General features: G+C 38.0%; 15 protein-coding genes. 8 read left to right on the top strand and 7 right to left on the bottom strand.

The window, feature by feature from the left end; genetic code table 11:
• The first annotated feature begins 18 nt into the window (after nucleotides 1-18).
• Complete coding sequence (locus Q4489_RS09355) at nucleotides 19-3,927, top strand: response regulator (protein ID WP_303479422.1); 3,909 nt, start codon at nucleotides 19-21, stop codon at nucleotides 3,925-3,927.
• A 36-nt stretch (nucleotides 3,928-3,963) separates the two neighbouring features.
• Here the strand turns inward: Q4489_RS09355 and Q4489_RS09360 are convergent, their stop codons facing one another.
• Together Q4489_RS09360 and Q4489_RS09365 are read right to left on the bottom strand one after the other, a co-directional pair.
• Nucleotides 3,964-4,095 (bottom strand): hypothetical protein, encoded by a 132-nt coding sequence (locus Q4489_RS09360; RefSeq protein ID WP_303479424.1) that lies wholly within the window; start codon nucleotides 4,093-4,095, stop codon nucleotides 3,964-3,966.
• Nucleotides 4,096-4,191: 96 nt separating this feature from the next.
• Nucleotides 4,192-5,040 (bottom strand): HDOD domain-containing protein, encoded by an 849-nt coding sequence (locus Q4489_RS09365; protein WP_303479426.1) that lies wholly within the window; start codon nucleotides 5,038-5,040, stop codon nucleotides 4,192-4,194.
• Between the two features lie 175 nt (nucleotides 5,041-5,215).
• On the opposite strand from Q4489_RS09365, the gene Q4489_RS09370 reads away from it, so the two are divergent.
• Nucleotides 5,216-6,277, top strand: coding sequence for a YCF48-related protein (locus Q4489_RS09370; protein WP_303479428.1), 1,062 nt, complete (start codon nucleotides 5,216-5,218; stop codon nucleotides 6,275-6,277).
• A 71-nt stretch (nucleotides 6,278-6,348) separates the two neighbouring features.
• Here the strand turns inward: Q4489_RS09370 and Q4489_RS09375 are convergent, their stop codons facing one another.
• Together Q4489_RS09375 and Q4489_RS09380 are read right to left on the bottom strand one after the other, a co-directional pair.
• Nucleotides 6,349-6,882: a hypothetical protein gene (locus tag Q4489_RS09375; protein WP_303479439.1), complete on the bottom strand. Its 534-nt coding sequence runs from the start codon at nucleotides 6,880-6,882 to the stop codon at nucleotides 6,349-6,351.
• A gap of 44 nt (nucleotides 6,883-6,926) precedes the next feature.
• Nucleotides 6,927-8,963: a beta-propeller domain-containing protein gene (locus Q4489_RS09380; protein ID WP_303479442.1), complete on the bottom strand. Its 2,037-nt coding sequence runs from the start codon at nucleotides 8,961-8,963 to the stop codon at nucleotides 6,927-6,929.
• Between the two features lie 156 nt (nucleotides 8,964-9,119).
• On the opposite strand from Q4489_RS09380, the gene Q4489_RS09385 reads away from it, so the two are divergent.
• Genes Q4489_RS09385 through Q4489_RS09400 form a run of 4 tightly spaced genes read left to right on the top strand, consistent with a single transcriptional unit; the run spans nucleotide 9,120 to nucleotide 12,333 of the window.
• Entirely contained in the window at nucleotides 9,120-9,962 is an 843-nt protein-coding gene (locus tag Q4489_RS09385; protein ID WP_303479445.1) for a MipA/OmpV family protein, read from the top strand.
• The gene (locus tag Q4489_RS09390) at nucleotides 9,952-10,338 is read left to right on the top strand and encodes a DUF3019 domain-containing protein (RefSeq protein ID WP_303479448.1); all 387 of its coding nucleotides are present in this window, start codon (nucleotides 9,952-9,954) and stop codon (nucleotides 10,336-10,338) included. The genes Q4489_RS09385 and Q4489_RS09390 overlap by 11 nt, the downstream gene beginning before the upstream one ends.
• Nucleotides 10,338-11,030 (top strand): response regulator, encoded by a 693-nt coding sequence (locus tag Q4489_RS09395; protein WP_303479450.1) that lies wholly within the window; start codon nucleotides 10,338-10,340, stop codon nucleotides 11,028-11,030. The genes Q4489_RS09390 and Q4489_RS09395 overlap by 1 nt, the downstream gene beginning before the upstream one ends.
• Before the next feature lie 43 nt (nucleotides 11,031-11,073).
• On the top strand, nucleotides 11,074-12,333 hold the full coding sequence (locus tag Q4489_RS09400) for an ATP-binding protein (RefSeq protein ID WP_303479453.1): 1,260 nt from the start codon (nucleotides 11,074-11,076) through the stop codon (nucleotides 12,331-12,333).
• Here Q4489_RS09400 and Q4489_RS09405 read toward each other — a convergent pair.
• The 3 genes from Q4489_RS09405 to Q4489_RS09415 form a co-directional block, all read right to left on the bottom strand.
• The gene (locus tag Q4489_RS09405) at nucleotides 12,330-13,265 is read right to left on the bottom strand and encodes a C1 family peptidase (protein ID WP_303479455.1); all 936 of its coding nucleotides are present in this window, start codon (nucleotides 13,263-13,265) and stop codon (nucleotides 12,330-12,332) included. The genes Q4489_RS09400 and Q4489_RS09405 overlap by 4 nt on opposite strands.
• A 138-nt stretch (nucleotides 13,266-13,403) precedes the next feature.
• Nucleotides 13,404-14,120 carry a LytTR family DNA-binding domain-containing protein gene (locus Q4489_RS09410; RefSeq protein WP_303479457.1) on the bottom strand — a complete coding sequence of 239 codons (717 nt, stop codon included), beginning with the start codon at nucleotides 14,118-14,120 and terminating at the stop codon, nucleotides 13,404-13,406.
• Nucleotides 14,113-15,636: a sensor histidine kinase gene (locus tag Q4489_RS09415; RefSeq protein WP_303479460.1), complete on the bottom strand. Its 1,524-nt coding sequence runs from the start codon at nucleotides 15,634-15,636 to the stop codon at nucleotides 14,113-14,115. Before Q4489_RS09415 ends, Q4489_RS09410 begins: the two co-directional genes overlap by 8 nt.
• Nucleotides 15,637-15,868: 232 nt before the next feature.
• Between Q4489_RS09415 and Q4489_RS09420 the strand changes: the two genes are divergently transcribed.
• Complete coding sequence (locus Q4489_RS09420; protein WP_303479463.1) at nucleotides 15,869-16,771, top strand: ABC transporter ATP-binding protein; 903 nt, start codon at nucleotides 15,869-15,871, stop codon at nucleotides 16,769-16,771.
• Between the two features lie 10 nt (nucleotides 16,772-16,781).
• Nucleotides 16,782-20,321 carry a M1 family aminopeptidase gene (locus Q4489_RS09425; RefSeq protein WP_303479465.1) on the top strand — a complete coding sequence of 1,180 codons (3,540 nt, stop codon included), beginning with the start codon at nucleotides 16,782-16,784 and terminating at the stop codon, nucleotides 20,319-20,321.
• Nucleotides 20,322-20,351 lie beyond the last annotated feature (30 nt).

Consider the following 20,351-nt stretch of genomic DNA (forward strand, 5'->3'; position numbering starts at 1 on the left):
GTATAAAAGGATTTTGCCATGAGTGAATTAACGTTAACGCGAAAAGTGAGAAAGCGTAATATTACTGCGTTATGCTTTTTTGCATTGTTAGCAACGTTATCTTATGCACTGACAAGTAATGTTATTAAACAACAGCAGCATGATGCGCGTATTATTAATGTTGCTGGAATGCAACGCATGTTGTCACAAAAAATAGCATTGCACATTCATGAATATTCGAGGTCCGTAGAGAAGAACCAAAGCACACCGAATATCACTCAACTTCTGCAAGCAGCAACCTTAAAAATCAATGAAAACCAACAGTTTTTAACCAATACTATTCTAGCCAATGATGAGCTGTTTTCTGAAAAATTAACTCGGTTTTATTTTGATCCTCCTTTGGATCTTAATAAACGAATCAACCTCTTAAATAAACATGTATCGACCATATTATCATTAAAAAATGTAGACGAAATTAACGCTTATATTGCAACATATCTACCAGCTCACCTGATAGAAAATTTACTAAGCGACTTAAACAAAGCTGTTACTTTAATTGAACAACAAGCACAAGAAAGAGTTGCGCTAGCAATTACATTAAAAACAGTCACCTGGTTTCTTAGTATCGGTGGGCTTCTTATTGCTTACATCATATTATTTAGACCTACTCAGAAAGCGCTTAAAACAAATTATACTGAGCTAATACAGGCTAAAAATGAAAGTGCTGAGTATCAATTTGCTATTAATCGACATGCTGTTGTTTACAAAATTGATCAGCAAGGCATGCTAACTTACGTAAATCAAAATTTCGTGAAATTTTATGGTTATCAGGAACATGAGTCGGTTGGTTTAAGCGTATTTACTATTTGCTCTGATGATTATTCTCAGGAAACTTTTTCAACAATTTTTGCAACCTGTCTTAAAGAAGGATATTGGCATGGTCAATCGGAAAATATAGACAATGCTGGTAGAACATTATGGTTTGATACCACTATAGTTGCATTAAAAAATGAACATGATGAGCATGGCAGAATTGAAAATTTTATTGTTATTCAAAATGATATCGAAGAACAGAAAAAAACTGAATTAGCCTTAAGTGAATTACATCGTATTACTTCAAATACTGCGCTTGCATTTGATGTGAAAGTTAACGAATTACTTGCGCTGGGCAGTAAATTATTTAATTTACCTTTCGGCATTTTAAGTGAGATAAAAGAAGGTCAATACACCATTCTTCATTGTATATCACCGAATGGAGAATTAGCACCAGGCGCTCAGTTTAGCTTTGACCATACATACTGCTGGCATACCTACTTAGCCAATGAACCTAAAGCTTTTCATCATGTAGGCGAAAGTGAAATACGTGAACACCCATGTTATGAAAATTTTTCTTTAGAAAGTTATATTGGTGTCCCTATTTACGTAGAAGATAAACGTTTCGGTACGTTAAATTTTTCAAGCCCTGAACCGGCTGCGAACCCATTTAGCGAGCGAGAACTTGAACTTATCCAGCTTATCGGCAATTGGGTAGGAGTAGAATTCACGCGACAATTTCAACAGAAACGTATGTTTGAGCAGCAAAGAATGATGGAGCAAATGGCACATCAAGCTCGTATTGGTGCATGGGAAGTTGATTTAACCAATGAAACATTACATTGGTCAGCAATGACAAAAATGATCCATGAAGTTGATGATAATTACCAGCCCAATTTGCACACCGCCCTTGAGTTTTATAAAGAAGGGAAAAGTAGGCTGCGCATTGAAGAAGCCTTAAAAAATGTGACTGAAAAAGGTGGTTCGTTTAGTGTTGAGTGTCAAATTGTTACGGCAAAAGGCCGAGAAATATGGGCTGTAGCCCGTGGTACAGCTGAACATAAAAACGGAAACTGCGTTAGAGTGTTTGGCTCTATTCAAGATGTATCAGAGCGTGTGCGTACAGCAGAAGAAATTAAACGTTTCAATCAACGAATGACATTGGCGGCAGACTCTGCGGGTATTGGTGTTTGGGAATATGACGTCGTAAATGATGTACTGAAATGGGATGATTGGATGTGCAGGCTCTATGCCATTGATCGTAATAAATTTTCAGGAGGAATTGAGGTTTGGGAAAACAGTATTCACCCAGATGATAAAGCGCGTGTTCAGGAGGCATTTAACAAATCAAATATCGCCGATCAAAAGCTTGAAATTCAATTTAAAATCATTTGGCCATCAGGTGAGGTAAGGCACATTCAAGCTGCTGCACTTGCATTAGTTGATATAAACGGTAAAACAAAAGCATTAATCGGTGTGAATTACGACATTACAGAGCGCGTTGAAAATGAAATGGCGCTTACGCAAGCTAAACTTCAAGCGGAGTCTGCAGCCAATGCCAAAAATGAATTTCTCGCAAGTATGAGCCATGAAATTCGCACACCCATGAATGGCGTGATAGGTATGTTAGATCTGTTACAAGATACCAAGCTTGATATTGATCAAAGTCAGCGGGTTAGAATCGCGCAAGAAAGTGCGAATTCTTTATTAACGTTAATTAATGATATTTTAGATTTTTCAAAAGTTGATGCTGGGAAGCTAGATTTAGAGCATATTTCTTTTAATATAATTGACACGCTTTCCAGCTTTATTCGTTCTATGTCTTTGCAAGCGCAACAGAAAGGGCTTGAGTTAATCTTGGATGCAACAGAGGTCGAGCAATGTTTAGTGATGGGAGATCCTAACCGTATTCGTCAAATATTGATAAATTTAGTCGCAAACGCAATTAAATTTACTGAAAAAGGTGAGGTAGTGGTTAGTGTAGCCCTAAATGAAGCTAGCGATACAGATTATCAATTAACGATATCGGTAAAAGATACCGGTATTGGCATACCTACAGAGCGTCAAGCTAAGTTATTTAACGTTTTCGAACAACTAGACGCATCAACAACTCGCCAATATGGCGGTACAGGCTTAGGTTTAGCAATCGTGAAAAAGCTTTGTTTACAAATGAGAGGAAATATTCGAGTTGTCAGTGAACATGAGCAAGGAAGTGAGTTTATATGTCACATATTGTTAAACAAAGCGACAGATAAATTACCGGTTAAACCAGCAAACCATAAGATAAATTCCGTGCTTGTTGTCGATAAAAACCGTACCGCTGGTGAAGTGCTTTGTCGTCAACTCAATCATTGGCAGATTAATGCGCAATATGCTGAGGATGGAAAACAAGCAATAATGATGTGCGAACAACTTGTTGCAAGTGAAAAGCCGTTATTTGATGTAATATTAATCGATGTTGAATTACCGCTTGTTGGTGAAAATCACCTCATTGAACGATTAGATGCTGATAGTCGCTTTGATGCACTAAATATCATTATTATGACGCCCGTGAATATGCCAAGTATTGTTAGTCCTTTTATGTCGTTAAACTTACATCAACATATCACAAAGCCTGTGACGACAGATGCTCTGTTATCTATTGTGAATGCCGATAATAAAGGTATTGATAATGTGTTAAGTAACACGATTTCTTATAAAGAAGAACGCACGAACGCTTCGAATAAACCTATCGATGACGTTGTTAACCCACGCGTATTATTGGTTGAGGATAACCGTATTAATCAGGTAGTCGCCAAAGGTGTATTAACAAAATTTGGTATTGAATGTGAGGTTGCACAACATGGCCTGGAAGCCTTAGCGACATTAAATAGTTTTGATGATGATTATTTTCAGTTGATTTTAATGGATTGCCAAATGCCAGAAATGGATGGCTATCAAGCAACCGAAGCAATACGCGCAGGAGAAGCAGGTATTAGCTATCAAACGATTCCTATCGTTGCTATGACAGCTAATGCTATGAAAGGAGACCGAGAAAAATGCCTAGCTGCAGGAATGGATGAGTACATCACCAAACCTATAAGCCAAGAAAAAGTAAAATCGATTCTCTCGCAATACTTTTCTATCGTAGAATAAGGTATGTTGATCTCTCGTGTTTGTTTTTTCAGCAGTTTATTGGTATTTGGGCAAGGCATTGCGATTAATGTGTATTCCACATGCAAAAGCAATAACGACGTATAAATGACCAAAAACACTGCCCTTTGGGTTCAGCTTAAACGCTATATCTTCATCGTTGTTCGCCATTTACATGGAATAACCATGTATCATTGCTCACGCCTCGAATAAAAAGCGTTTTGTTCGACAAAACGTAATCTCGAAGAGCAGCAGACCCTAAACTTATTAAGCACTTGCTTGTAATTCAATGCTTTCTTCTAAGAGGTCGAGGTAATCTTCCTGATCAAAGTCTAAACAGCAAAAAACATCTTCTTTAATCGCTTCCCAATCAGGTGCATCACGGAAGTGCTTTTGTTGAAAAACAAGGTTTTCTGCCATTTTTAAAATAGCAAAATAGACTTGTTGGGATCGACTTTGAGATGTTGAGAGAAATTGACGATCATGGTGGCATAAAATTAACTGACAAATCTCCTTGGGTAAACGCCAAGATTTAGCAACGTAATAACCAATGGTGGCATGATTAACGTGAAAAATCTCATCTTCTATGGCCGTTAAGGTTTTACTAGGTGTATTAAATGCTTGCTGGTAAATTTCTGAGTAATTTGGGTATTTCATTGCCAAAACAGGAATGCCGCAATCGTGAAATAACCCTAACGAAAACAGTTTATCGGTAGATACCGCTAATTTTATTTTTTTGCCAATATTAACTGAAGTACTAGCAATGCTTTGAGCATTATCCCAAAACTCTTCTAAGGCGATACTAGAATCATTTTGACTAAAGCAGCGTTGCATCAAAATGTTAGTCACTAACGTTGAAATGCCCGTTAAACCAATAAACTTGGTCGCTTTATTGATATCGGAAATAGAGCGAGCTAAACCGTAAATGGGCGAATTAATGGCTTTAATCACGGTAGAGGAAACGGCAACATCTTGAGAGATAATTGATGCAACTTGATTAATATCAGGTTCATCTGCCGCAATAACATGTTGTAAGCGTAGCAGCAACTCAGGTTGAGGCGGTACTGAAAACCCACGTTTTATATCCGCTAATACTTTTTCATCGACTTCTAGCATAATATTGATCTTTTTTTATTGTTCTTGTTTTCGTTATGCTTCCCATTCATTATGATGAGAATAAAACTAACACTTTGTTTAAAAAAACGACACTTTACTATCGCTCAAATTGTTAAAATAAACAATGCAAATTTTAAGTATCTCTTTTAAACAGCCAATAAAAGTAACCATAAAAATGAAAACATCTAACAGAACATTCGATCGTACTGACTTTTTAACCACATTGCTGATGCTGGTTACATTAAGCTTTTCAGCGGTGGCAAATGAGCTTTCATGGCAGGTACAACAATTACCTAATGAACCTTCTTTACGTGGCAGTGCTATGGTGGATGGTAAAATGTGGGTCACGGGTACAAACAACAGTGTGTTTGTCAGTGAAGACCAGGGAAATACTTGGTTTGATAAGTCAGTAAATAGTGAGCAATCGTTAGATTTTAGAGATATTGAAGTTTTTGATAAGAAAACCGCCATTATTATGAGCGTGGGCTCAGGTGACGATTCTAAGTTATTGAAAACCGTAGATGGTGGAGATAGTTGGCACTTACTTTATCAAAATGAAGATGAGCAAGGTTTTTTTGATTCCATTGGTTTTTGGGATAATCAAGCGGGGTTATTATTAGGTGATCCCGTTGATGGCTATTATGTTGTCAAAAAAACACAAGACGGTGGAAAAACATGGCGACGCATTGCCATCAATAAGTTGCCAAAGTTTCAAGCCAATGAGGCGGCATTTGCTGCTTCTGGTAATACCTTACTCATCGGCGAGCAGGGCAAAGCATGGATCACAACCGGTGGTTTCTCTGCATCTGTCTATGTATCTAATGATTGGGGCGAATCATGGCAGCGTCAATCAGTTCCGCTGTATCAAGCAACACAAACAGCAGGTGGTTACGGATTGGCGTTAAATCATAATCAACAATTGTTTGTTCTCGGTGGTGATTATCAACAACGCCCTAAAGCCTATGCCAACATTGCACGTTTTGATGAACAGTGGCAATTAGTAAATGCCGGGCAAAGAGGCCTGAGAACCGCAATGAGCTGTTCTGAACGATTGTGTATCGCTACAGGAAAAACAGGCAGTGATTTGTCTTTTGATCAAGGCAAAAAGTGGCAAACCTTTGATAATGAAAATGCTGAACAAGGTGATAAAGGCTTTTATACACTGGCAAATGAAGGCGAAATATTTATTGCCGCAGGCGCGAAAGGCAAAGTAGGTGTCGTTCGCGTAAAACCTTAATGCCATGAACGGTGCTACGTAATATCTGACAGCACCGTTGTGCCTTAATTAATTTCAGCTTTCAACATTAGTTAGCTACCGTTGGTTTTATTTTTTCTGGCTGACAACTCAAGCGCTAAAGCAAGTAAACTTGCCAGAATGATGGCAATAAATAAAAATTCTTTATTTACCGTTTTATCTGAGGTTTTAATCATAATTTCAGTGGTACGTTGTGTTTTCTGTTGCGCAGTATTGATAACTAATGAGAATGTTAGCTTAATATCGTTTGATATTTTAGGTGCTTGAAACGATATTTTATTATCGTCAGTTGTGAAATTAACGGTAGGGCCGGTGAGTTGTTGCCAATTGAAATGTACTGGTAGCCGTTTAGCGTGATCAACCTCGGCAATTAAAGTCACTTTTTTGCCTGAAAAAGCGTTGTATGCGTTAATGCTTTTAATCGTCGGTGCATGATGATTAATAGGCGTTTTTTTTAAGTTGCTCTGTTGATATTGGCTAAGCAAAAATGCACCGATGGTGATCGCCATTAATATTCCAAACAAAAGGCCAAAAATGCGCAATAGGTGGTGATGATAAAATTCGTTAATATTGTTTATTTTGTTCATATAATTCCTACTGTGATGATTATTTTTATAAAGTGGGGTAAACGTTAATAGGGACCAAAAATATTTTCTGGTGCATACCAGAACGTGCGCCAAAGATGATTACCATGTAAGTAGTAAATATCGTCAAGGTTAAAAATTGCTCTATCACCTAATGATGAAGGGAAAGTCGGGGTTACATTCCAAGCATCATTAATCGCAAATACATTGCCAATATGATGCAATTGAGCATCAGTGTTTTCGCTGGTAATTTCTATTAAGGTTAGAAAGTTTTCTTTAGTCCAAGTCTCTATATTGCTATTTTGTTGTTCGTTATTCACATGCCATCTCTCCATAGGAATTCCAAAACGATGACGTTCGTCATGTTTAGATGTGTGGTGTGTGAGTGCAAGATAATTGAACTCAACGGGAGTGAAGGCTGCGGGCTGTGTAAAAGAAGCGATTACTTTCGGTGAATTGATGTTACTGATATCAAAAAGACTGATTTTCGCTCCTTGTGCTTTTGGTTTGTTTAATTGAACATTGTCATTTTGATTTTTTGGAAAGTGTTGCTCAATACCCAGTAAAAGTTCAGCTGAAATAGGCAGTAGGGACGATAAATAGCCAGGTACGTTAAATGTTCCACGTATATACGGCGCGTCTGGTGTTGATAAGTCTATCAGATAGATCGGATCGGTTGCTGAATATGTCAGTATGAATGCTACATTATTAACAAATCGCACTGCTTTTATATCTTGTTGCTCATGGTGATTAAGATTGGCAGCGCCTATTTTTATTGGCTGAGTATCATTGGGTAACTGTGAAATAATCTTAAGTTCTTTATGCGGGCCAGTTGTGGATTCTTGTAAGACAAATAACTGATGTTCAAAACCTGTATTGGTACTTCCTTCAGTAGTCACTACACGTAGCATTGACTGATGCTCATTGAACCGTAAGTTTGCGTTGATTTCGCCAAAACCTCCTGGAAGTTCAACGGAGCCGCTATAGCTAAATTCTTGCTCTTTAAATGAAAATTTATGAATTGCAGAGGTTTTAGCCGTGTTTTGTTTTTTGGTGTTGTATAAATACATTGCTGTGTTCGAAGTATAAACACCTTGAATATCGCTATTAACGCACAGTGATGTGATTGATTCTGGCTCATTAACATCAAGTACTGTCAGTGTTGTTATGCCATCGAAACCATCATCCTCGTTACTGGTGGCAGGAGTAAAACATTGTTCAGACGTTACCAGTAATGAGCTAATACCTTGAGCATTGGTTATTTTGGGGAGAATGTCGGATATTGGTGTTGAATAGATTTTTCGAAAATTCGCAAGGTGTTCAGCGTCGTTGTTGGCAAGTGGCAGCCCAGGAATATAAGGGGAAAAACTGCTAAGAAAGTACAGCTTATTGCCAATTCTTCTGCTATCAATAATACGTCCATCAATGGTGAAAGTATGCTGCAGTATCGCTTGTTCAGGTGATGAAATATCAACAATAGATAAGTGAAAACTATGCCCTACAGGAAAAAATGATGCGTTTGCAGAGGTATTTTTGCTTGCATAACCGGCATAATGTTGTTGATTACTGAAAGCTGCTAATCGCTTTTCCGTGATATATATCCCATTAATTGCGGCATCGTTTAACCTCAATGGCACATATGTAACTGGCGTGATATCACCCTGTTGATGCCGTGATAAAATTTTAATGTTCGGCGCTGACTCTTCAGTTGTCTGATCGTTATAGTGCGGATTAGTTGCGATAAATATATATTGATCGTTTTGCTTTATTCGATCGCCTGCGAAGGTATTATTTTTTATGATTGCCGATGATGAATAACTTAACGATGTTACTGCGTGATCTTCATTATATATTGGTACTAAAGGATATTTATTCCTCGCTTTACTTCTTAAATAAATACCGTTTCGTAAATGTCGTTGAAAGCTATGACGATCTGCTTTTTTTAACGGAGTTGTTGAATTTTCCAATGCATTTAAAGGAGGGATTGCGTGAATGTTTTGTGTCACACTAATGCTTGCTTTGTCTGAATCGCAGCCAACAACACAGAGACACAGCGTTAAAAGGCTAACTTTTAAGGTCGTCATGTTGTTCCTTATCGAATACTATGGATTATTGAATTACTATGAATGAAGTTAAGGTGAACTGCTGTTGCCAATTGCTATTAAATGTAATCAGGTGTAATCGCCGCTAGTATTTGTTGGCTTCTGTGGTAAATTGAGGCAAAAATTTTCGGAGTAACCTTGTTGAAGTATTTAGCACTGCTATGTTGTTTTATTACTTATACTGCAATTGCTAGTTGTCACCCTGATAGTGATTCATGCGCACCTGTATCGCAATGGCAGTTTTCAATCGCGCTTGGCGGTGGTGTTCATACGAATCCGCTCAATGGCGGAGACAATATACCTTTAGTGCTTGTTCCTTCTGTAAGTTATTACGGTGAAAACCTTTTTTTTGATAATGGGTTGCTAGGTTATTCATTGTTAGAAAATGAACGTTTGGTTTTTAGTGCTGTTACCCAGCTTAACCAAGAAAAAGCGTATTTTACTCGTTGGCATCCAAAAAATATCTTTGTTGTAAGCATGAATAATGCTTTTCATGGCGCGGCAAAAGAATCTATTGATATAAACCAAGTTGATGATCGAGATTGGGCGCTTGATGCCGGTGGGCAAGTTAATTGGTTTATTGAACAACACACTGATGTTATGGCAAAACTTCTGTGGGATGTTTCGAGTGTTTACCAAGGTTACACGGGGGAACTGAGTGTTAACCATAGAGTAACGGTTCCCTTTATTGAACATAGCCAACTTTCTTTTGGTCTAGGCGCACAGGTTAATAGCCGTAAACTAGTGAATTACTATTATGGCGTTGAGCAACAAGACAGTCTTTTTACTCAAATAACCTTTAAAGGTAAAACCAGTATCAACCCGGTTTTTCATGTGAAATTCACGAAAGCAATTTCAACTCAGTGGCGCTTATCGTTTTATTGGAAACGAAAGTTGCTTGATGCTAATACAGCTAACAGCCCACTGATTAATTCATCACAAATAGATACCGTATTTCTAGGGATGGAATATGCGTTTTAAACTCGGTGTTAAGCGATGGTTACTTATCGCTGGAATACTTAGTCAGCCACTTGTAAATGCAAAAGAAGTGGTATTCAGTATTTCACCTACCATATGTATTGTGAATAAAATGGGTGAACCTTGTACCATGACAGTAAATGTTAATTGGCAAACCCCAAACGCTGGTGATTATTGTTTATATCAAGACACTGAGCAATTAACTTGCTGGCAAAATACGGCAAGTATCGCCACACGATTAAATATTCATCTACAGCAAAATATGGTATTCAGTTTACGTGAACAGAACACCATATTGGCGCAAAAACAAATTCGCGTAAATGCAAGTGCACCAAGAAAATTTAGACGTAAATTACGAGCTCAGTGGAGTGTATTTTAATGGCAAACATATTGTTGGTTGAAGATGATGAACGTTTAGCTAAATTGATCAAAGACTTTTTAAAACAAAATGGTTTTGATGTTACGGTGTTACATCGTGGCGATCATGCGCTAGATTACATAAAAAAAAGCCAGCCTGACTTAACCATTCTTGATGTAATGTTACCGAAAGTAGATGGTTTTTCAATTTGTCGTGCTGTACGACCATTTTATCAACAACCGATACTTTTTTTAACAGCTAAAGACAGTGATATTGATCACGTATTGGGTTTAGAAATTGGCGCTGATGACTACCTAACAAAACCCATTGAGCCACGGGTACTACTTGCTCGAATTAATACGCGTTTGCGGCGTAAGAGTGCTCCTGAACTTGCTGTTGAATCTCTCACATATGGTGAGTTGTTTATAGATAAAACGGCTCGAAAAGTGATGTTGTCAGATCAACTTATTGACTTAACAAGCCATGAATTTGAATTATTATGGTTGTTAGCTGAAAACGCAGGGGAGCCGCAAAGCCGTGATTATATTCATCAGAAAATGATCGGACGTGAATACGACGGCTTAGATCGCAGTGTCGATGTGAGAGTGTCTAGACTTCGTAAAAAATTACATGATAACGTAGAACAACCCTTTCGTATTATCACTGTTTGGGGTAAAGGCTATATGTTGAGTAAAACGGCTTGGCACAGTTAATGGTACGGAAAGCTTTTCACTGTGATGAGGCATTGAGGCAACATTGAACCGCTTATTTTTTCATTTATTTCTCGTGATCGTGCTAGGTTTAGTGACCATCAATTGGTTAACCGAATCACTATGGCAGCAATGGTACCCACAAATAAATAATGAAAACCCGCCGCTAGTTAAATCATTAAGCGTTATTGTAGAACAACAAACCTTACAGCCTTTGCCGTTATCGTCACTCTCTACCATGTTAAATATGCCGGTAAGTATGCTTGCTTTGCAAGAGGTGGCATGGTTACCAGCGCAACTGCAACAGTTAACAGCACACAAGCCAGTCGTAACCTATGATGCTTTTGATCAACTCATTGTTTATGTCAAAGAGCAGCGCTCCCAACAAGTGTATATGTTTGGACCGATAAAGGTTAGCGCGATGGAAGCTGAGCATAATACATTAAAAATCATGTTGCTTTGCTTGTCTTATCTGTTGCTCGCGCTGATTATTTATTTATGGAGTAAACCGTTATGGCAAGATCTCAATCGATTAAATGCAATGACCGCACAAATTGCCAAGGGCAATTTCGCAATCACGGGCTTGAAGAGCAAATCATCACCTATCAGTAATATTGTAAAAACATTTGATACCATGGCGCAACGCGTTACCCAGTTAGTTTCTGATCAGCGGCAGTTGGTTAATGCAGTGTCGCATGAACTTAGAACGCCGTTAGCAAGATTAAGGTTTTCACTTGAAATGTTAGAACAAGTTCCAGAGCAACATCGATCTGAAATGAAGCAAGATGTCACAGAAATGTCGACGCTCATTGATGAAATGCTTAACTATGCGCGACTAGAAAACATTGACGCAAGTGATAACAAACAACAGAACGACCTAGTGTTGATTGTTAATCAAGTGGTTGATAAAGGAATTCGCCTATCTGACAAACAGATCCAATGTCACCTGCCAACCCATTGCGAGTTTTATTGTAATGCCGTGCTTATTGAACGCGCGCTACAAAACTTATTGAGCAATGCGATAAGGTACGCTAAACAACAGGTCGTCGTTTCGCTCACTCAGCATGAAAGTGGCAACATTGAGTTAATTGTAGAAGACGACGGTTGTGGTATCCCCCGAGAAGAACGAGATAAAGTATTTGATGCCTTTTATCGCATTGATAAAAGCCGCAATAAAGCATTAGGCGGCTTTGGTTTAGGTTTAGCGATTGTTGAGCGTATTTGTCGCTCACATCGTGGTTACTGTCAGGTAAACGAATCTTCGCTTGGTGGTTGTAAATTTATTATCAGCTTACCTAAAGCTTAGGTAGTGCTAACATCACTTTCTTCAAGTAAGCAGTAAAAATCAAAAGCATTAGGTAAGCTTTCTCCATCAAGCTTATAGGTACCCAAAATAAATTCGTAAGGCATATAGAGATAGCCAGATAAACCAAAATTTTCCCCATAAGAATTACGAATCAGTAACGCTTGTTTTTCATCATCAAAACCAACAGCACAAACGGCATGGCCGCCGATACGTAATTCTTCTTCACTTGGAATAGGCATAACGCCTGAAGATGGAATATTAAAAAAACTGCGAGGTTCCATAAAACCAAAAATAATAGGCGTTTGGTTGCTAAGCGCATGCTTTATTTCGTCAATTCCGTGTTCGATGCTTAAGCGGCAATACTTAACTTGTCTGAATGTTTTAGCTTGTTTAATGGCTTTTGGGGAGGGTTTTTCGTTCATTAACTTTTGAATAATTGCTTGTTTTTCCACTAGCACTTGTTCAAGGTTTTGAGTAATTTCTTCAAGGGTTGCGGTTTTTATTAATTGATATAAAGAGTCTGGAACATGTGTTTTAGGGTAGGGCCATAAGTCCGCACAACATACGCCGAAAAGCTGTAATGCTTGAAAACCATCGCTGATCAAAACAGGTGTGTTTTGTAGTTCTTTGCCAGCTAATAAGCGCTCATGATAGTAAATATACATTGCAGAGGCTTTAGAAACTTGGCTGCAATCATCAAAAAACTCAGTTTTTTGTCTATTTAATGTGATCTCCATTGCAGCTGATAATGCGCACCCAGTACAAGCATTCAGTAAACCCTGATCCATCACCGGTGAAATAATAAACTCACGCAGATCAACACGTGCTTGAGCACATGCTTGCCAATGACTTGAATCACAGTTTTGTTGATATAGCGGGGATGCAGTGCATTGAGCATTTGGCACGACACTTCGGCAGTATAAATGTTGCATGTATATCCTTATATATGAAAGTTCTAGCAGCTTGTTTTGATTAGCATAATAACTGATATAAACTTTTTACCAAGTAGCTTTTAATTTTTGTACTAAAAATTAAATTAATCGGTGTTCAACACACGCTTAAGAAAGATATTATTTGATTTGAGCAACTTTTTCTAATACTTGCGCTTTAAACGACTTACCAATATTGATCTCTCGTTCATCGATGAGCGTTATTTGGTTTCCTTCAATAAAACTAATATGTTCAAGGTTTACTATGGCTGATTTGTGCACTTGTAAAAAGCACGTGTCTTTAAGTTGCTCTACAAAACTTGATAGTGTTCTTGGTGTTAAAACGCTTTGACCATCACGCCAAACTTTCACGTAATTTCCGTAAGCTTCAAAACAACTAACGTCTGCTAAGTTTATTTTTAATTGCTTTTTATCTACTTTAACAAATATTTGCTTAATAGCATTTGGTTTATCTGTGTGTGTTGCTTGTTGAACTAATTCGTAGTGACTAAGGGACTTATTACATGCTTGTAGAAAGCGTTCGAATGAAAAAGGCTTTAAAAGATAGTCACTCACATCTAATTCAAAACTTTCTAATGCGTATTCTTGATAAGCACTGGTGATAACAACCTGTGGTTTTTCTTTTAATACTTTAAGCAAATCAAGGCCTGAAAGCATTGGCATATTAATATCCAAAAATAGCAGGTCAACAGATTGCTTAGATAGGAAATCAAGTGCTTGGGTGGCTGAATAACACTGTCCAACAACGTTTATAAACGGTACGTTGTCACAAAAGCTTTGTAAAATATCGTGTGCAAGTGGTTCGTCGTCAATGATTAAGGCGTTAAGCTTATCCATTATTTTCTAGCTCTATTGTTAAGATTACTAAAAATTCATGTGGTTGTGCCGAGATATTCAACTGATGCTTATTGGTGTAATCAAGCGCTAATCGACGTTGTAAATTTTCAAGCCCAAGGCCACCGTCTATTTGTTTTTCTTGCGATTCTTTTTGTTTTATTTTTAGTCTATCATCAATGGAGTTATGGCACCTTACACTAAGTTCATTGCCTTTAAGTGATAAATCGACCGATAACCAAACGGACTTATCCGTTGCATCAATACCATGTTTAAAAGCGTTTTCTATGAGTACGATCAACAGTAATGGGGCTATTTTATATTCTGTATTACCCGCTAGTTTTGGGTCAATATTAACGGTAATGTTTGCTTTATGGCTAACGCGGATTTCCTGTAGTGCCATATAGTCAGTTAAATAAGCAATTTCGTCTTTTAAACTCACACGATGATTACCTCCTTTGTATACCACAAATCTTAATAAATTGGATAACTGCAGTATACATTGAGGCGCTTGGGACTTGTTGGTTAATACCAGCGAATACAGATTATTAAGGGTATTAAATAAAAAATGCGGATTAATTTGTTGCTGTAACCACTTTAATTCTGCTTCGGTGTTTTGCTGTTTGAGTAATGATACTTCTGCAACTTGTTGTTGCCACTTAAAGGCTAAAATCAAAGGTAAACTTATCATCATGATAATAAAAGTAATGCGTAAATTCCAAATATCAAAGGGATCATGGTTACCGCTAGGTAACAAAGTGAACTCAACGTTATTAATCGGTAGAAATAGAATTAGTTGACTTAAAAGTGGCGCGGCTATTAACGTGAATGTGCAGGCCGCCCATAAATAATGAAATACGCCAAATCGAGCCATAACGTTGTTTATTAAAACATGATGATTTACCCAATAAATAAAGTAGCCACACAGATAAAAGGCAAAAAACTGAATAAAGTAAAGAAGTAATTCGTCAATACGTAACAGGTTTCGTTTAATGTCTATAAGAATGTGAATAGGTTGGTTTTCCATTGGATTGTCAATCGAGTTAAACACTAATGACCAAAACAAACTAAAACACACTATGATGGCGAGCAATATGTTGTCCATTGTGACTTTATCTTTAAACTTCGATAGATTCAGTGGTTTCATTTTTCGTTTTAAAAATATAATGGCTTCAATGACTGCTAGATAAATAAAGATGCCTAACGTGTTATCAAAAAACTTTTCATAGCTGTTGTATCTTTCACTAAGAATTAAATGTCCTAATGGCAATATGATAAAGCCAATAGCCCACCAAGTGAGTGCTACTATTTTTTCAGATCGTAAGCTTTGATATTTGCACCAAAGCACCGGTGAAATAATTAGGCACAGCACGATAAATTGATGAGAATAACTCAGCCATGTATGTTGAGGAGCCGTTAAATAAGAGTATGACATCAACAAGAATATATATAGGCTGAACGGCATAACAGGAGAGAATAAGAAATGAGAAAATCTTGTTACCAATGCGTTTGAAGGCATATTATCGCTTGCTGTAATAGATAAATGAATAAATGATATTGCTGTGTTTATTGTTAAATGTCAGTAATTAAATGACAAAAAGCATTATTTTCATGATCAACGACTATTATGATGTCATTTTTTCCTTTTACTGACATTCGTCACTGAAGATACGACCTTGGTCATTGTTTGCTCGCAAAGTCCTTAAGAGTTAATAACAATTACGCCATGTAACACTCATTGTGGCGGATATATGCTAATAATCACAGACTTATGTAAAACTTACGCAGAGAAAAAGAAACAAAATACTCCCGCGTTAGACCATGTTAATTTGTCAATTAGCTCAGGCATGTTCGGACTTTTAGGGCCAAATGGTGCTGGTAAGTCGAGTTTGATGAGGACGATTGCAACCTTGCAAAAGCCGGATTCGGGCACGATAACATTTGCCGGCGAAAATATTATTCAACACCCTGAATTTATGCGCAAACAGTTGGGCTATTTACCTCAAGACTATGGTGTTTATCCAGGAGTATCTGCCTACGAATTACTTGATTACCTAGCAAAACTAAAGGGCGTAACTGATCGTAAACAACGCCATGCTCAAATCGATAAGTTGCTAACACAAGTTAACCTTATAAAGCATAAAAATAATGCCGTCAGTCGATTTTCAGGCGGCATGAAGCAACGCTTTGGCATAGCGCAAGCATTATTGGGCGATCCTAAAATGCTTATTGTCGATGAACCTACAGCAGGGCTCGATCCAGAAGAACGCAATCGCTTTCATAATTTACTCGTTGAGATAAGCCGCGACAAAGTGGTGCTGTTATCAACGCATATTGTGGAAGACGTCAGTCATCTTTGTTCTAACATGGCGATACTTGCAGCTGGCAGAATTGTTAAACAAGGTTCTCCTGCACAATTGATTGAACAAGTTAAGGGCAAAATTTGGCAGATAAAAACCTGTAAATCCAACCTTGAAGACATTCCCCCAAAGGCACAAGTTATCAGTCAACGGTTATTCGCGGGAGACGCTACCATTCATGTTTATAGTGAGCATCAACCTAGCGCCGATTTTCATCAAGTATCACCTGATTTAGAAGATGCTTATTTTACAGCTTTGCATTGCCACGCGCTTGACTCACAATTAAATAAGTAAGGAATTTAGTATGAAAAGCTTATTAATAGCCGAGCTAAAATTACAAAGTCGTCATTGGCTTTGGTTACTTGCTATGGTGTTAACGTTTGCCTTTGGTGCTTTTGTTATAAATAAGCAAACGCCGGATATGGATATTCAGATCAGTGGCTCATATTTTCTGATCAAAACGTTTGCTATTCAACTTTTGCTATTGCCTGTTCTCGTTGCGATATTTTCAACGCAAGCGACTATCCGAGATTTTGAAAGTGACATGGCAGGTATTGTGTATGCAAGCAGTACCAAACTTACACAAGTACTCATAGCGAGGTTTATTGCTTTTTTTATTCTATGTTGGTCTGTTTACCTGAGCTTTGGCGCTGGTATTTTCGTTGGTTTAGCAACGCAACAGTCTATCTATTTTGGTTTACCTATTGCCAGCCTTTGTTGGGCGTTATTTGTACTAGCGTTACCTAACGTTTTACTTGTTTGTGCGATATTTTTTGCGATTGGTTTATATGGTAAACGCAGTATTTATTTGTATTTAATAGCGTGTTTACTTTTCTTTGCCTACCAATTCTTTTTAAGCATTAATGGTTCCCCGTTGATGGCAAGTAGAGTAGTGGTTTCTGCTGAGTTGGCTTCATTGTATTCATGGATAGACCCTTTTGCTTTAAGCACCTATTTTGAGCAAGTAAGACAATGGCAGCCATCAGATAAAAATACGCAGCTACCTACGTTGGATAGGGTCTTAATCATCAATCGCTTACTGGTTATTTTCGCCGCATTAGCTGTCACGGTTTATACCATAATGCATCATGTGAAAAACTTTAAAATTGATGCAATGCAAGATGAAAGCATGTTGATACCAAATTGGATAAAGCGCATGACGTTTTCTTTAACAAGTTCGTTTGCGCTTCCTTTCATTGCTCGGCTTCGAGCTCGGTTACCCGCCTATAGTGTGCTTACCATTGCGCATAAAGAATGGCAGCTTAGTTTTAAAACCAAAACCTTCCTTGCCATGTGTTGCGCACTAGTGTTTTTAATTAGTAGCGAAATATATTTTGGTTATATACATCTTGAAAACTTAGGTACGTCGGCAATTGCCTCTACGATGATCACCGTTAATCGATATATTGCCGATATTTTGCCGCGCTTTGGTGGCTTGTTTATGTTATTTCTTGCTGCTGAATTGTGCTGGCGTGATCAGCAAAGTAAGGTTAAATCACTTATCGATAGTACGCGAGTTAGTAATGCTGCATTGTTTTTTGGCCGTTTGCTAGCGCTATGCTTTGTCCCGCTATTTTTTATTACCTTGAGTATTATTGTTTCCATCATCATGCAGTCGGCAAATGGTGGAGAGTTTGACTTTGATGTTTATTTATCGATGTATGTTTATTTTGGACTTCCGTTGATTTGGTTAGCAACGCTTTGCGTTGTGGTACATGCATTGTTGCCAAATAAATATTTAGCATTAGGTATTAGCTTTGCCTTATTTGTCTTTTTTGAAACCAGTTTACTGCAATCGCTTGGTTTAGAGCACCCATTATGGACACTCGGTCAATTGCCTCCTTTAAGTTACTCTGAGTTTGTTGGCTTTGGTGGAGAATTAGATGCACTTGCTGGCTACTTAAGCTTTAGGTACAGCTTACTTATCGTTTTATCGCTTATTGCGTTTAAGTTTTTCCGTCGAGGAGAAGAGTTATCATCAGCCTTTACTTCGCCTGTGCTATGGCGTCGTAATGAGAAAGCTATACTCATTTGTGGTGCAGTAGCAGTTATTATAACCCTTGGTAATATCGTTCATCAGACTTGGTATACAGGTCATTACCAATCAAGCAGTAGTCGGCATGTGTGGAAAGCAAGTTACGAAAACAAATACGCTTACTTAAAAGATCAACCGTCACTGTCTACTGAGAAAATTACGACAATCGTTGAATTAATGCCTGATGAAAGGCGCTTGACAATTAATGCCAATTACCAGTTAGTTAATCGTAGTAATAGGGCGATTTCACAGTTGGTGTTCTCAACCCCTTTACCCTTTAACTACCGTAACGTGGCAGTAGGTAATGCAGAACAAGTCTCTTATGATCAATTTCATCAAACGCATATTTACGCGTTTTCTCAGCCGATTCAACCGGGTCAATCTGTAACTTTAAGCTTTGTTGCCGATTATCAGCAAAACGGTTACTTAGGTGTGCCTGGAGATAACGTTATAAACAGTGATTACAGTTACATTCGTTTCTTACGTTATCTACCTTTTTTAGGCTATGTTAAACATTATCAATTAACCAATAACGGGTTACGCGAAAAGTTTGCTTTGCCTAAACTTTCGCATCAGTCAATCGAACAAGATCTAGAAAAATATCAAGGTGATATGTCTGCGCTTTATGACTGGGCGACGTTAGATACCACTATTGTAACCAGTGAAGACCACATTGCCTTTGCGCCAGGCAAGCTTGTTAAACAATGGCAAGAGGGTAATAGAAAAATCTACCAATACCGAACGCAAGGCAAAGTGAGAAATATCGGGCATATTGTTTCGCAAAACTTACCGGTGAAAACGGCTCAAATTGCACATACGAATGTTGATGTTTTCTACCCAGAAGGTAAAGAAAATTATGCTGAACGTCATTTAAGCGCTATTCGTGACGCTCTACAATATGGCAATGAACACTTTGGCCCAGTAATGACCAATAACTTGCGTTTGGTGCCGTTCCCAAGTTTTTTCCCAGCTACTGGTTATGCTTTGCCACAGACTGTTTTCATTGGTGAAGAGGTTGGATTTCATGTTGATTTGACGAATAAAGATGGCTTTGATCATTTATACCGTCGAACGGTGCATGAAGTCGCGCACCAGTGGTGGGGACATGGATTAAATGGCGCTGCAACAGAGGGGGAAGCCGTATTAGTAGAGACGCTGGCGAAATATACTGAAATGGTATTATTGGCACGAAAATATGGTGATGAATATGTAAAACAGCTTATTAAGTATGAGCAGCAGCGCTACTTTTCTGGGCGTTCACGTACCAATATTAATGAACTACCTCTTTACCGCGGTGATGAAAATTATTTAATTTATTCAAAAGGTGCAGCCGCTATGTACGCGCTTAAGCAGCAACTTGGCGAATCGGCTATCAATACAGCGTTAAAAAAGCTAGTCACGTTACATTCATTCCCAAATAAGCCAGCAACAACGTTAGACTTTATTGCCTATTTAACGGAAGGTAAAACTGCTAAACAACAACAGTTGGTAGATAACTGGTTTAAAAAGATCATTGTTCATGATGTTGAAATTACCAGTGCAGAGCTGAGCAAGTCTGAACAAGGACATGAGATCAATGTATGTTTGCAAGATAATAAAACAGATCTTACAACGGTGAAGTTAAGTGCATTTACCGATGACGAAAAGCTAATAGCGAGTACAGACATTATCGCGAATACAAAGCAGGGCATTAACGCCTGTAAGGTGTGGTCATTGGAAACAAAGCCTAGCCATATTGAGCTAGATTCCGAGTTATTATTACTTGATAGCAATAGAGAAAATAATCAATTCTACTTCCCCTCCTTATAAGTTTTAGCGCACACCGTCGTAATTCAATGC

It is taken from the genome of Thalassotalea sp. 1_MG-2023 (assembly GCF_030546745.1).
Taxonomy (GTDB): Bacteria; Pseudomonadota; Gammaproteobacteria; order Enterobacterales; family Alteromonadaceae; genus Thalassotalea_C.

What these genes read in the sequence shown, in the direction of transcription:
- Q4489_RS09355 (WP_303479422.1), top strand. Translation starts at nt 19, where the DNA reads ATGAGTGAATTAACGTTAACGCGAAAAGTGAGAAAGCGTAATATTACT.
- Q4489_RS09360 (WP_303479424.1), bottom strand. Translation starts at nt 4,095, where the DNA reads ATGGCGAACAACGATGAAGATATAGCGTTTAAGCTGAACCCAAAGGGC.
- Q4489_RS09365 (WP_303479426.1), bottom strand. Translation starts at nt 5,040, where the DNA reads ATGCTAGAAGTCGATGAAAAAGTATTAGCGGATATAAAACGTGGGTTT.
- Q4489_RS09370 (WP_303479428.1), top strand. Translation starts at nt 5,216, where the DNA reads ATGAAAACATCTAACAGAACATTCGATCGTACTGACTTTTTAACCACA.
- Q4489_RS09375 (WP_303479439.1), bottom strand. Translation starts at nt 6,882, where the DNA reads ATGAACAAAATAAACAATATTAACGAATTTTATCATCACCACCTATTG.
- Q4489_RS09380 (WP_303479442.1), bottom strand. Translation starts at nt 8,963, where the DNA reads ATGACGACCTTAAAAGTTAGCCTTTTAACGCTGTGTCTCTGTGTTGTT.
- Q4489_RS09390 (WP_303479448.1), top strand. Translation starts at nt 9,952, where the DNA reads ATGCGTTTTAAACTCGGTGTTAAGCGATGGTTACTTATCGCTGGAATA.
- Q4489_RS09395 (WP_303479450.1), top strand. Translation starts at nt 10,338, where the DNA reads ATGGCAAACATATTGTTGGTTGAAGATGATGAACGTTTAGCTAAATTG.
- Q4489_RS09405 (WP_303479455.1), bottom strand. Translation starts at nt 13,265, where the DNA reads ATGCAACATTTATACTGCCGAAGTGTCGTGCCAAATGCTCAATGCACT.
- Q4489_RS09410 (WP_303479457.1), bottom strand. Translation starts at nt 14,120, where the DNA reads ATGGATAAGCTTAACGCCTTAATCATTGACGACGAACCACTTGCACAC.
- Q4489_RS09415 (WP_303479460.1), bottom strand. Translation starts at nt 15,636, where the DNA reads ATGCCTTCAAACGCATTGGTAACAAGATTTTCTCATTTCTTATTCTCT.
- Q4489_RS09420 (WP_303479463.1), top strand. Translation starts at nt 15,869, where the DNA reads ATGCTAATAATCACAGACTTATGTAAAACTTACGCAGAGAAAAAGAAA.
- Q4489_RS09425 (WP_303479465.1), top strand. Translation starts at nt 16,782, where the DNA reads ATGAAAAGCTTATTAATAGCCGAGCTAAAATTACAAAGTCGTCATTGG.